This window comes from Sphingomonas sp. Ant H11 (genome assembly GCF_000797515.1).
Lineage (GTDB): Bacteria > Pseudomonadota > Alphaproteobacteria > Sphingomonadales > Sphingomonadaceae > Sphingomonas.
The window spans coordinates 1-11,598 of sequence record NZ_JSBN01000089.1; the positions used below are offsets into that span (position 1 = coordinate 1).

Genomic DNA, 11,598 nt, shown 5'->3' on the forward strand with positions numbered 1-11,598 from the left:
CCGGCATCGTTTGCACGCACGCATGAGCGCGGCGGGATCGAAGGCGTGCCGACCGGATCGCACATTTTCCGGCATTCGCTTGCCACCAACTTGCTGCGCGCGGGCGCAGGGCTGGAGTCCGTTGGAACGATCCTGCGCCACAGCTCGCCCGAGACCACCGCCATCTACGCCAAGGTCGACCTGCCGATGCTCATGAAAATCGCGCAGCCATGGCCGGGAGAACCGTCATGCTGAGCACGCAGATTGCCAGATACGTCTCGCTGTATCGCAGCTTGGGGCGGAAGTTCTCGGAACAGGAACGACTGCTGCGCCAATACGCCGCTTTCGCTGAACGCTTCGGTGACCGGCACACCCGAGTGCAGCGCATCTACGACTGGTGCCACACGGCAAGCTCGCAAAAACGTGGCTCGCCATAGGTACGACGCTGCTCGTAACTTCAGCCTTTTCGCTCATGCCGAGGACCCAGACAACGAAGTCCCGCCTGTCGCGTTTTCGGCCGGGGGAAGCGGCCACGTCCCACTCCGACCATAATCGAAGCGGACCAGGTGCGGGCGATCATGGCGGCGGCATTGAACGTTCCGCCCCATGGCACGATTAGCCCATACACGTACCATTACCTGTTCGGCCTGCTCGCGGCGACAGGTCTCCGGATTTCCGAGGCTCTCGCGCTACAGTGCAACGATCTGGTCGAGGATGGGCTGGTCGTCCGCAACGGCAAGTTCGGCAAGCAGCGACTGATCGCCTTGCAGCCATCGACGCGCCAAGCACTCGAAGCCTACATTGCGATCCGCGCGAAGCACCCGGCCAAGTGTAATGACCTGTTCGTCACTATCCGGGGGCGGGCGCCGCACAAGGTGCGCGCCCACGTCGTGTTCGTCAGGTTGGCCCGGCTTCTCGGATATCGTGGAGCAACCGGTACGGCAGGCATGCGACTCCACGATCTGCGACATACGTTCGCTGTTCGCTCGCTTGAGTCCTGCCCGCGTGAGAGGGAGGCCATTGCCCACCACATGGCCGGTCTCAGTGTCTACCTGGGGCACGCGTCGATCGCCAACACGTACTGGTATCTCGAAGCCACGCCAGTGCTGCTGCGCGACATTGCGGCTGCAAGCGAGCAACTTTTTTTCAAGGAGAAGCGGCATGACGGCGCTTGCTCCCCATCTCTCGGCATATCTGCGGGAACATCTGCCGCGCGAACGCGCCGTCAGCCCGCACACGGTGAAGACCTATGCCAACTGCTTCGTCCTCCTCGTCCAGTTCGCTGCCGATCGGCTGAAGCGCCGACCGACCGATCTCGAGGTTGAGGATCTCGGCACAGACATGATCATGGCCTTCCTCGATCATGTGGAGATCGGCCGCGGCAGCTGCGTGCGGACCCGCAATGGCAGGCTCGCCGCGATCCGATCCTTCTTCCGATACATCGAGTACCGGATTCCAGCCTGCCTCGATCAGGCACTCCGTGTCAGAGCAATCCCGACCAAGAAGACAGACAAGGCGCTGATCGATTACCTCGACCGGGCCGAGATCAAGGCTTTGCTCGATACACCCGATCCCCGGACACGCCTCGGCACCCGTGATCGCGCGATGCTGCATCTTACCTATGCTGGCGGACTGAGGGTGTCGGAACTCGTAACGCTGCAACTGGGCGATTTCCCGGACCGCTCCCTGTCCACCATGCACATCATGGGCAAAGGGCGACGTGAACGGGTCCTGCCGCTGTGGAAGGAGACCCAGATCGCATTGCGCGCATGGCTTGCGATCCGGCCTCAAGTTGAGGTCACCGAGATTTTCCTCAATGCCAACGGGCAGCCGATGACCCGCGACGGATTTGCGTTCCGATTGGCCGAGCACGTCAAGACGGCAGCGACGAAGCAGCCGTCGATCCTTGGGAAGCGCGTCACACCCCACGTGCTTCGTCATTCTTGCGCGATGCACACGCTCGCGGCGACGGGGGGACATTCGCAAGGTCGCATTATGGCTCGGCCACGCCAGTATCCAGAGCACCGAGACCTACTTGCGCGCCGATCCCGAAGAGAAGCTGCAGATTCTCGCAGCCCACGGTGCCCCTGCGATCAAGCCGGGGCGCTTCAAGCCGCCTTCCGACGCCTTGATCACAATGCTCACCGACGTTCGAAGGCGGGCCTGACCCGTCTTCGAACACTCCCTCTAACCCGCATATTATCTGGAGTGAAATCATGGAAAACCGAAGGAAACCTGCGTCTCTCGCCGCCACGCTCGACATAAACTGCGACTGCAAAGAATATGTGCTGGACTATCTCGAGCACAGTTTCCCGGTGCAGCTCTACGAGCCATACACCGATGGCGAAGGCAATATGTTCTCGCGCCCGGTGCGCGATGACCAGGGGAATCCCGTCGTCAATCGCGAGGCCGTGCGTCGCCGCGAGGCCATGATCGAACGGCTCGCCGCGCTGCCGCCGGTGCCGGGCGCGCTCGACCAGGTCATCCATCACTTCGGAACGGAGAGCGTTGCCGAAGTGACGGGCCGTTCGCGCCGCATCGTCAAGCATGTCGGATCTGGCGGCGATGTTCGCTTCGCCGTCGAGAACCGGCCGGGATCGGCCAACCTCGCCGAGACGCAGGCGTTCATGGACGACCTGAAGGGCATCCTCGTGTTCAGCGAAGCGGGTGGCACCGGGCGGAGCTATCATGCCGATCTTGGCGCGAGGAATCAACGCCTGCGCATCCACTATGGCCTCGAAATGGGCTGGAAGGCCGATGCCGCCATCCAGGCTTCGGCCGCGACCATCGCACGAACCAGAGGCAGCCGCCGCGCTATCGTCCGGTGTCGACGAATGTGAAGGGACAGAAGCGATTCATCTCGACGATCGCAAAGCGCCTGGACTCGCTGGGCGCGATCACGCGCGGCCAGCGCCAGACTGGCGGGCAGAATATGTTCCGTCCCGAAGACAATCTGGAATCCTGGTATGCCCACGACGCGCTCAACCAGCTCTACCGGCTGCTCGCGCGGGGCAAGGTCGAAGGCTGCTCCCTCAGTGAGTTCGAGGACGCGACGGGTCTGTCGCTGCTCGATCGTGAAGGTGGTTTACGGGACGAATTGCCGGGCATCAGCACGTTCCTCAACCGCATGTTGGCGCTGACCATCGCACGGCAGGACATCCTGTTCGACGCTTTCGAGGGGCTGCTCCTGGCGCGCATCGAGAGCGCGATCGCGAATGGCACCTATGAGCTGGGACTGGAAACGCTCCATGCCGAGCATTTCGAGGTGATCGATCGCCGGACGATCTACACCCATCCCGCACCGGCGCCGAGACTCTCTTGCTGACGATCGAGCGCCAGGATCGGCTGCGCGTCCTGACGCTGGACGAGGCGCTGGCGATGGTCGACGAGCGCGGCGGCAAGATGCTGGTCAACGCCAAGACCGGCCGCGCCGCCGTCCAGCGACGGGCACGCAGCGTCACCGACGATGACGGCGGTGTGCGCCCGCGCGCGCGACTCGTCTGGCCGCTTTCCGATACCGTTGTCCCGGCCGAGATGCTGCCGACGAGCCATTGGGAGCCGGCGGAGCGCGCGGCGTTTGCCGATGCCTGGAACGCGGAGCTGGCCGAATTGCCGCAATATGACCGCTCGACCATGCACATGGTCTCGGGGTTGTTGCTGCCGATCTGGAAACGCCTGCCGGACGAGTCGACGCGGGTCTATCGGCTTCAGACCGATGCCGGGGAACGGGTCATCGGCCGGAAGGTCTCGCCGGCCTGGGTCGCTTCGGTCACCAACGATGACGGACCGCCGCAGTTCTCCGGCGCGGACGCCCACGCGATGCTGCTCGCTGGGGATGTGAGCCTTCATCTCACCGAAGGTCAATCGCTCCGCCGCGTCCGGGCCATGAACGATTGGCGGATCGAACTTGCCGGCTTCAACGACCTCGGCGTCGAGCGATTGAAGGCGATGGGCTTGATCTCGGAAATCGTCTCGTGGAAACTCAAGCTCTATGTGCCGACAGGGGCTGTCGGCGCCGACGTGCTCGGTCGCTTGCTCGAACGGTTTCCGGTCGAGCGAATTGCCGGGCGCAAGGCCGCTTGAGGAGCCCCGCATGAACAACCCCGTCACCACTCTCGCGCACGCGCTCGCCGACAACGCAGAGGCGGTGTGTCGCCGCTATCTATCCAATGGCCATCGCGAAGGGCGATACTGGCTAGTGGGCGATGCTCACAACACGCCGGGGCGCAGCCTCTATGTCCGCCTGGTCGCGTCTCCCGATGGGCGCGGCCAGGCCGGCAAATGGACCGACGCCCAGAACGGCGATCACGGCGACTTGCTCGACATCATCGCCGCGACCTGCGCCCATTGCTCGTTGCGCGAGACGCTGGACGAGGCCCGGCATTTCCTGAGTCTGCCCATGCCGCCTCCCGCAGAAAACGAACCCGGCCGCCGTGAGCCCAAGGCGCCGACCGGATCGCCCGAGGCCGCTCGCAAGCTCCGGGCGGCCTCGAAGCCCATCGTCGGCACGATCGCCCAGCGATACCTTGCCGGACGCAGTCTCGTCGATCTCATCGGCTGCGAGGCGCTCAGCTTCCATCCGCATTGCTATTATCGTCCATCCAAGGACGACTTGCCCGACATTCGTGCCGCATGGCCGGCGATGATAGCCGCGGTCACCGACCTCGATGGCGCCGTTACCGGCGTTCATCGCACCTGGCTTGATCCCGCCACATGCGACAAGGCACCGGTCGCTTATCCCCGTCGTGCCATGGGTCATCTTCTCGGGCATGGAGTCAGGTTCGGACCGGCAGGTCCGATCATGGTCGCAGGCGAAGGCATCGAAACCATGTTGTCGCTGCGCCAAGTCATGCCAGCGATGCCGATGATCGCGGGTCTCTCGGCCGCCCATCTCGCCGCCATCCTGTTCCCGGCCGGTCTGCAACGGCTCTATGTCGCGCGCGACGACGATCCTGCCGGCGCTGGGGCATTGGCGACGCTGGCCGAGCGCGCGACCCCTTTCGGCATCGAGGTCGTGCCGCTCGAATCCCGCCTGGGCGACTTCAACGACGATCTGCGCATCCTTGGACGCCAGCGCTTGTCGGCTAGTGTTCGGGTCCAGCTCGCCGCGCCGGACGCCGGACGTTTTCTCCGGCCCGTATAGATCAGAGACGATATAGCGGTGTGACGGCGCGTGGGCTGGCCGGGCTGGTTCGCCACATCCCCCTGGCCTTGGAGTCGCCGCGCCTCGGCCTTCGGAGAGGGCGACCAGACGGCAAACGGCCCTGGACGGCAATGGCGTTCGCGCAGCTATTTTCCGCCGGGCCTGACGGCCCTTTGCATCGCGAAGCAAAATAGCCTTCTCCCGCCATCCTCCGCTGCGCTCCGGCCGCGCCCCTTCGGGGACGCGGTGCAGTCCTGTTCCGCCCGCCGCTGTCCGTCGCCACGAAGGCCGCGCGAGGCGCGGCTGTCAGGCACGGAGATCATCATGCGGACCAGCCCTATCTTCCCGACGACGCGCAAGAACCGCAGCCCGGCTCAACCGCCTATCTGCTCCAGGAGATGCAGCTCTACGGCTACCGGCCCTATGACGACGAACCCGATCACCGGCCGCTGCCCGACGATCGCATGGCCAGCGGCGCCATCGTCGATATGTTCGACGGCCTGGTCGCCTGTCTGATCGACACGAGGATCGAACCCGATATGGCGGATTTGCTCTGGGGCATCGTCAACGTCTTCCAGCGCGCGGGCGAGCGGATCGAGCGCGAGTTGGACGACAATGAGCGCGAGCAGAAGCGGCTCCAGCGCGAACAGGATGGCAGCGAGGTCAACTCGGTCAATCTCGAACGCAAGATTGCCGAAGGCATCACGATGATCGAGCGCCGCGACACGATGGAGTTCTTCCGCGACGTCGCCGCCGACCAGTTCCGCATCCATATCCGCAAGCCTTGGCTGCCCCGTTCGGGCTCGATGGTGAACCGCAAGGCGTTGACGTCGGCGGTGCTCGACAGCCGCAAGCATATCAACAAGCGCGCGTATCAGGATGCCCGCGTCCTTAACCCCGACGGCACGCGCATCGCTGTCAGCGCCGGCCCACACTTCAACGATCACCGGCTGATCTACGACGTGCTGAACAAGGCGCTCGCGCAATATCCCGACATGATCCTCATGCACGGCGCAACGCCGACCGGCGGAGAGCGCATCGCCGCTTGTTGGGCGCGTGACAACAATGTCCCGCAAGACCCGTACAAACCGGACTGGGACAAACATTCTCGGGCCGCGCCATTCAAGCGCAACGACACGATGCTGGCGGTCGTGCCAAAGGGGGTAATCGTCTTTTCCGGGACGGGCATTCAGGATAATCTTGCGGACAAGGCCCGCAAGATGGGCATCGTGGTCTGGGATTTCCGCGACCGAGGTCAGTCCTGACCCCGATCAGCGCGGCTCCCGGTTTCAGCCCAGCGGGTCATTCGACAAGCGCATATATTCGCTTTCCGTGACAATGACGCTGAGCTGCCTGCCCGCACTGTCCGCGACATGGCCGGTTGGATAGCTTTCCGTCCCATGAAGGATCGTACCGCCAATCAGTACATGTCCGTCATGGGTATGGTCTTGGACGTCGATCCGGAATGTCAGGACGCCGCTCCGGCCATGATAGACGAAATGCTTGCCGAAATGCGGTAGGTCGGGCGCAAGGTTCATGCGCAGCATGGTTCGGGCTCCGGCACGCTCATGCGGCCATTCTGGCAATGTCAGGCGGCGATGCAACGCAAAACCGTGTGAGAGTGATGCCGGCATTTTAAGAAGTCGGCGCTAGATTGGCGAGTATGCCCACGCTCGAAGACCTTCGGCCAACGCGCAAGGATTTTGTCCATGACCTCGTGCGCGATGCGGGCCTAGACGTCTCCGACTGGTCCAACAGCAAACGCGGCGCGGCCGGCGCACGCACCAATCCCAAATACTGCTACGAGTGGGTATTCGTCGAGCCGAGCAACGCCATCGTGCTCAATCTCTGGCACGTCGTTCTCGATCAGGAGCCCGATGGCCGCATCGTCCATCGGGGCAATTTCCGGGAGGACGCGCGAATTCAATTCGAGCGTGGATGTGGCAATCCCTGGGGCCGCCGAGCCGAAAAACTCGACCAGGCACTCCAGCTTGCGCGCCGCGACAATCTCGCGATCCGCGTGATCCTCACGCCGGCATCCGCCGCGGGCGCGATGACCCCGATGCCAAAGCCTCGAAGGTGACCGAACGCGCGCTTGATCCTGAGCCCTGGACGTTGATCGCCTATGACGGCGCGACGGGCGCACATGTCTTGGCACGTGGGACAGCAGGCCCGCGCTTCGTCGACCAGTTCGGGCCTTCCGCTCCGGAGGATCTAGCTGTCCGCCGTCGTGAACAGTCCGGCCTTGTCTATGTTCGCGATTCCAGGATTCGCGAAGCAGCGCTGATGCGGGCTGGCGGCTGTTGCGAATATTGCGGCGTCCCCGGCTTCCTGCGGGCAGACGGCGCGATCTATCTCGAAACGCACCATATCGTGCCTCTTTACGAAGATGGCCCCGACACGCTGGCGAACGTCATTTGCCTGTGTCCCAACCACCATCGCGAAGCGCATTTCGGCGCCAACGCTACCCTGCTACGAGCCGATTTTCTCCGGCAGATCGCTATCCTGCTCTCGGCGTGATGTGCGCGAACCGGGGCGAGTCCCGCGCGCGCGGTTGGGCGCAGGTCGTCCCGGAGCGACGACGCTAGTCGAAGCATGACCATGTAGCCGTGGCCTTTCCAGGTCCGATCGAAGCCACAAGCACTACCTCAGCCGCTTTGGACCACCCCCTCCTTGTCGCCTGTCTGCGGGGCTCGCTCGCCTCGTGCCGTCAACCCCGCAAGGGGGTTCCCCTGCGCTACGCTTCGGTGACGTCGGCTTCCGGCCCCTTCGGTAGGCGCCATCGGGGATGGTCCCCGAGCAACCGAAGGAGTTCTGAAAATGGCTGTCACGATCGCAAACCTCACCGTCAAGGCCGACAACACCCTGGAAGGCACGCTCGCGACCCTCGTCGTCACCGCGCCGATCGCCCTGGTCCCCAACGTGCGCAAGTCGCACGACCTGGCGCCGGATTACCGCATCATCAGCCGCAAGAACGGCTTCGAGCTCGGCGCCGGCTGGATCAAGGTCTCGGAGAAGGGCAACGAATATATCTCGGTTTCGCTCTCGGCTCCCGAGTTCGGGACGATCTACGGCAACGTCGCCAACGCGCCGGGCGATGACCCGAAGAAGAAGGTCATCATCTGGAACCCGCCCGCCTGAGCCGCTGGCTGCGGCCCCGCCTTCGAGCGGGGCCGCATTACCACGTTCTCGCCGCCGGGCATGACCGATGCCAGTCGCCCTCGGGCATCAAGCGCCCGGGAGCGACATTCCCTTTGAGCATCCATGAGCTAGGCCTCTGCCGCCCCAGCAAGCGCGAGCTTTGCCTGCAGCGCCTCTTCGAGGACCGTCAGCGCTTCCACGATCTGGTCGAAGTCTGCTGGCAATTGAAACTGCTCGGGTCTCTCGTACCGAAACCAGTGCTGCTTATAGGGCGCTCGCAATACCTCCAGGATTTCGCGCAAATTAGGGGCTTCCGATACGAATCCACGCTTCTCGGCCTCGTCGAGCGCCCCGACCAGATCGTGGCCGACTTTGTTCTGAAGATATTTGGCATCGACGTCGGGGTCGCAGGCGACGATCGCCGATTTCAACATCAGTTCCAGGCCAAGACCAAGCAGATACTGAATCGACAGCGAGTTTGGCCCGTTGAAGGCGTGAGATGCGGTATCCTCGATACCCTCAACGACTGCATGCTCAACTGTGGCTCTATATAATAGGCAAGACGCCGCTGCATGTGATCTGCCCGTATGGCAGAGTTCCTTGGCGAGTTCGATGCTCATGCCGCGAGAATGGCGCACGCGCGCGACTTTGCAAGCGCGGTCAGTTCGTCTCAGTCCGGCCGGACGATGACCATTTCACTTCGCGGTAGCGCTGGGATGGGCCAACCAGCCGCAACCTTCACGAGCGGCGAGGTTCCAGGCGAACGACTGTGCGGCGCGGCATGGCGGCACACGTTCGGCGCGAAGCCCATCCCCGCTCGGCTGGCGCTAATCCCTGGGCGCGAAGCCAGGTCTCCTTCAATCAACCCGTAAAGGGTCCGCTACGCCAAGGCGTGCGGCCGCGCATCGCGCGGTGATTGCGACCTGTCCCCGGCCGGCGGGGCGCTGTCGAGCGGGGATGGTCTCCGCTCCCCGACAGGAGCCGTTCATCATGCCGCTGACCACCGCACAGTCGTTCGCCTGGAGCCTCGCCAGGACGCTGATGATCGTCATCGTCCTGATCAAGACCGACCGAGGCTATATCGCGATGCCGAGCGACGAGTTCGACGGCAATCCGGACCAGGTGGTTCGTGAGTACGACCCATGGGCCTGATCGAAACTCAGTCACCCCAAGACCGACAGGCCCCGCTTTGGCCATTTCCCCAGATGGACTCGCCTGCTATCCTCTTCATGCAGATCGCGCTGTGGAGGTGGTGGAGGGCGCGTCCGAGATCCATGTTGCATGGAGGACGCACATGACCATCCTGCTTGTGCTCGGCCTGTTCGCCGGGCTCTATATCTTCTGGCTCGCGATCACTCTCGCGGTCCATGCGCTACCGCTCTATGTCGGCCTCGCCGCCGGATTCTGGCTCCATAACCATGGTCAGGACTTTATCGTTTCGATCCTTGGCGGCTTCCTCGCGGGCGTCTTGACCCTGAGCGCCGGCCGGCTTCTCTTCGACCTGACGCAGTCGCCGACCGTGCGCCTCGTTATCGCGTTGCTATTCGTTCTGCCCGCCGGCTTTGCAGGATATCAAGCCATCCACGGTATCGTCGGACTCGCATTGGGCACGGGGATGGCGCTCACCGTCATGAGTGTGGTCGGGGCGTGCATCATCGCCTGCATGGCATGGTCGCAGCTCGGCTCGGCACAAACATCAGTGGCAGAGTCAGCCCGCGACGCCGATCGAGGCGTCAGGGACGGCGCTGCCGGCTAGACCGTTCCCATACCAGTTAGGTCGTGCCAGCGGCGCCCGTCCGTTCGATCCGGCAGATCGGCGCGGGCGGGTACTGGCCCTTTGCGGCATCAGAACGGCCAAGCCAGTTGATCGCGGTCCACCGGCACCTCGATCTTCTCAAGTCGGTCGAGGATTGTGGCCGCAATCGTGTCGGCAGCACGTTCCCGCATCTGTTCATCGCGCATGGTCAGGCCGACCCGAGCCCAGCCCGGCGCGGAGAGGATGGCGGTGGCAATCGAATCGAGCGTCATGCGCCCATGAGAACAAAACGGAACACATTGGCAAGCCCATCGAATGATGTTCCGCGGGCCTCGCAAGGTTTCTTGTCACGGCCATCGCCGCCCGGTCTCATTTCCATATTCGCGCCACACCCTCACGGCCCCTCGATACCGCGCATCTGTCAGCAGGCCGCTATCGCTCGGTCGACTTGCCGCAACGGCTGCTCCCGAACTTTCTTCCCCCCGGCGTGCCGCCGTTCCTCGCGAGACAAGAAAGTCCGTTTTCCGCCGTCCTCCGCTGACGCTGCGGGCCGATGGCTGCGGCGTCGACCGCCCGCTGACTTCCCATGCGCATCGAGGCCGCAAGGGCGCGGCCCGAGACATGGAAAGGACAAGGACATGAGCAAGATTGGCAGCTTCAAGAAAATCTCCGGCGAGCTTCGCGGCGAAATCTTCACCCTCGCGCTCCACGCCAAAGCGGTTCGGATCGTTCCCCTGGACAATGTGACCGGCAATGCGCCGAGCCACCGCGTCCTTCTCGGCGAATCGGAAGTCGGCGCCGCCTGGACCAAGCGGACGAACGACGATCGTCCCTACCTCTCGGTCAAGCTCGACGATCCCAGCTTCGTCGCTCCGATCTTCGCGCAGCTCTTCGAGAAACCCGAGGGCACCTTCGATCTGGTCTGGACCCGGCCGCAGCGCCGCAGCAAGACCTGACCCCGCCACGAGCCGCCCGGCGTTCGCGCCGGGCGGCCTCCCAATTTCTGGGGATAAGCTCCTCTAGAACTTGGAATGTTCCCGCTCGATCCCCGCATCCAAGCTGTGCCCCCCACCTCGAAGGGCCTGGCGATGACCGGAGAACGCAGGGGAAACGGCGCGACGCGGCGCAATCTCGATTTCGCGGGATTCGCACAGGAATTCCTCCGCCGCAACCCCGCCTATCGCAAGGACTATCAGGCGATCTCGCGCAATAACGCGCGCGGCATGCCCACGGCCGAGCAGGAGGTGATGGCCCGTCGATGGGGGCTTTGCTTTTCCATGCGCACCGGATGCGCTTCCGGCCAGTGAACCGGCGCTTTGGCCGCCATCAATCTCGCCCGCGACCGTCATCCTCGACGCCGCGCCGCCCGACATCGCCGACGCGCCGCCATTCGACATCGGCGACTGGCCCATCATCCTCGCTGATCGTACATTGTCCGATGGTCGCCATGTCGTTCTCGGCGACATCGATGGTCCACATCACCTCTGGCTGCGCGATACGCCCCCCCGGCCAGCCGCTCGCTTATGTGATCGTGCGCGACCCGGCGATCGAGGCGCGCCGCCGTGCCGCCTGGCGGCGC

The 11,598-nt window shown here is 63.8% G+C and carries 14 protein-coding genes and 3 pseudogenes; 14 read left to right on the plus strand and 3 right to left on the minus strand.

The features are described 5' to 3' along the window. The 6 genes and pseudogenes from NW75_RS15780 to NW75_RS15805 form a co-directional block, all read left to right on the plus strand. The coding region (locus NW75_RS15780; RefSeq protein ID WP_033966135.1) for a tyrosine-type recombinase/integrase at positions 1–234 on the plus strand (234 nt) is incomplete at its 5' end. Next, positions 228–1,124: pseudogene (locus tag NW75_RS23950) on the plus strand (tyrosine-type recombinase/integrase); the annotation flags it as partial. The gene NW75_RS15780 and the pseudogene NW75_RS23950, both read left to right, overlap by 7 nt. A gap of 16 nt (positions 1,125–1,140) precedes the next feature. After that, positions 1,141–2,146, plus strand: a pseudogene (locus NW75_RS15790) (tyrosine-type recombinase/integrase). Between the two features lie 94 nt (positions 2,147–2,240). Further along, positions 2,241–4,062, plus strand: a pseudogene (locus NW75_RS15795) (strawberry notch C-terminal domain-containing protein). Between the two features lie 10 nt (positions 4,063–4,072). Continuing rightward, positions 4,073–5,122: a DUF7146 domain-containing protein gene (locus tag NW75_RS15800; RefSeq protein ID WP_033966137.1), complete on the plus strand. Its 1,050-nt coding sequence runs from the start codon at positions 4,073–4,075 to the stop codon at positions 5,120–5,122. 398 nt (positions 5,123–5,520) lie between these two features. After that, the gene (locus NW75_RS15805; protein ID WP_081988792.1) at positions 5,521–6,387 is read left to right on the plus strand and encodes a DUF2493 domain-containing protein; all 867 of its coding nucleotides are present in this window, start codon (positions 5,521–5,523) and stop codon (positions 6,385–6,387) included. 24 nt (positions 6,388–6,411) lie between these two features. On the opposite strand, the gene NW75_RS15810 is transcribed toward NW75_RS15805, so the two are convergent. After that, positions 6,412–6,669: a hypothetical protein gene (locus NW75_RS15810; RefSeq protein WP_033966139.1), complete on the minus strand. Its 258-nt coding sequence runs from the start codon at positions 6,667–6,669 to the stop codon at positions 6,412–6,414. 116 nt (positions 6,670–6,785) lie between these two features. On the opposite strand from NW75_RS15810, the gene NW75_RS25295 reads away from it, so the two are divergent. From NW75_RS25295 to NW75_RS15825, 3 genes are all read left to right on the plus strand, one after another. Then, complete coding sequence (locus NW75_RS25295) at positions 6,786–7,205, plus strand: hypothetical protein (protein ID WP_197057850.1); 420 nt, start codon at positions 6,786–6,788, stop codon at positions 7,203–7,205. Further along, positions 7,202–7,642 (plus strand): HNH endonuclease, encoded by a 441-nt coding sequence (locus NW75_RS25300; protein WP_197057852.1) that lies wholly within the window; start codon positions 7,202–7,204, stop codon positions 7,640–7,642. Before NW75_RS25295 ends, NW75_RS25300 begins: the two co-directional genes overlap by 4 nt. 300 nt (positions 7,643–7,942) lie before the next feature. Beyond that, entirely contained in the window at positions 7,943–8,263 is a 321-nt protein-coding gene (locus tag NW75_RS15825) for a DUF736 domain-containing protein (protein ID WP_033966141.1), read from the plus strand. Positions 8,264–8,391: 128 nt separating this feature from the next. On the opposite strand, the gene NW75_RS24570 is transcribed toward NW75_RS15825, so the two are convergent. Further along, positions 8,392–8,883 carry a hypothetical protein gene (locus NW75_RS24570; RefSeq protein WP_137903172.1) on the minus strand — a complete coding sequence of 164 codons (492 nt, stop codon included), beginning with the start codon at positions 8,881–8,883 and terminating at the stop codon, positions 8,392–8,394. A 370-nt stretch (positions 8,884–9,253) separates the two neighbouring features. Between NW75_RS24570 and NW75_RS25305 the strand changes: the two genes are divergently transcribed. Then, entirely contained in the window at positions 9,254–9,415 is a 162-nt protein-coding gene (locus NW75_RS25305) for a hypothetical protein (protein ID WP_171010594.1), read from the plus strand. A 142-nt stretch (positions 9,416–9,557) separates the two neighbouring features. Then, positions 9,558–10,019 carry a hypothetical protein gene (locus NW75_RS15835; RefSeq protein WP_033966146.1) on the plus strand — a complete coding sequence of 154 codons (462 nt, stop codon included), beginning with the start codon at positions 9,558–9,560 and terminating at the stop codon, positions 10,017–10,019. Between the two features lie 89 nt (positions 10,020–10,108). Here the strand turns inward: NW75_RS15835 and NW75_RS15840 are convergent, their stop codons facing one another. Beyond that, positions 10,109–10,291: a DUF6771 family protein gene (locus NW75_RS15840; protein WP_052192455.1), complete on the minus strand. Its 183-nt coding sequence runs from the start codon at positions 10,289–10,291 to the stop codon at positions 10,109–10,111. A 366-nt stretch (positions 10,292–10,657) separates the two neighbouring features. On the opposite strand from NW75_RS15840, the gene NW75_RS15845 reads away from it, so the two are divergent. The 3 genes from NW75_RS15845 to NW75_RS28335 form a co-directional block, all read left to right on the plus strand. Then, positions 10,658–10,975, plus strand: a complete 318-nt coding sequence (locus tag NW75_RS15845; protein WP_033966143.1) for a DUF736 domain-containing protein — start codon at positions 10,658–10,660, stop codon at positions 10,973–10,975. Between the two features lie 75 nt (positions 10,976–11,050). After that, positions 11,051–11,326, plus strand: a complete 276-nt coding sequence (locus NW75_RS15850) for a transcriptional regulator domain-containing protein (protein WP_033966144.1) — start codon at positions 11,051–11,053, stop codon at positions 11,324–11,326. Between the two features lie 88 nt (positions 11,327–11,414). Beyond that, the coding region (locus NW75_RS28335; protein WP_443024487.1) for a DUF7012 domain-containing protein at positions 11,415–11,598 on the plus strand (184 nt) is incomplete at its 3' end.

Coding starts and splice junctions, on each gene's coding strand:
- NW75_RS15800 (WP_033966137.1), top strand. CDS start 4,073: ATGAACAACCCCGTCACCACTCTCGCGCACGCGCTCGCCGACAACGCA.
- NW75_RS15805 (WP_081988792.1), top strand. CDS start 5,521: ATGCAGCTCTACGGCTACCGGCCCTATGACGACGAACCCGATCACCGG.
- NW75_RS15810 (WP_033966139.1), bottom strand. CDS start 6,669: ATGCTGCGCATGAACCTTGCGCCCGACCTACCGCATTTCGGCAAGCAT.
- NW75_RS25295 (WP_197057850.1), top strand. CDS start 6,786: ATGCCCACGCTCGAAGACCTTCGGCCAACGCGCAAGGATTTTGTCCAT.
- NW75_RS15825 (WP_033966141.1), top strand. CDS start 7,943: ATGGCTGTCACGATCGCAAACCTCACCGTCAAGGCCGACAACACCCTG.
- NW75_RS24570 (WP_137903172.1), bottom strand. CDS start 8,883: ATGAGCATCGAACTCGCCAAGGAACTCTGCCATACGGGCAGATCACAT.
- NW75_RS25305 (WP_171010594.1), top strand. CDS start 9,254: ATGCCGCTGACCACCGCACAGTCGTTCGCCTGGAGCCTCGCCAGGACG.
- NW75_RS15835 (WP_033966146.1), top strand. CDS start 9,558: ATGACCATCCTGCTTGTGCTCGGCCTGTTCGCCGGGCTCTATATCTTC.
- NW75_RS15840 (WP_052192455.1), bottom strand. CDS start 10,291: ATGACGCTCGATTCGATTGCCACCGCCATCCTCTCCGCGCCGGGCTGG.
- NW75_RS15845 (WP_033966143.1), top strand. CDS start 10,658: ATGAGCAAGATTGGCAGCTTCAAGAAAATCTCCGGCGAGCTTCGCGGC.
- NW75_RS15850 (WP_033966144.1), top strand. CDS start 11,051: ATGTTCCCGCTCGATCCCCGCATCCAAGCTGTGCCCCCCACCTCGAAG.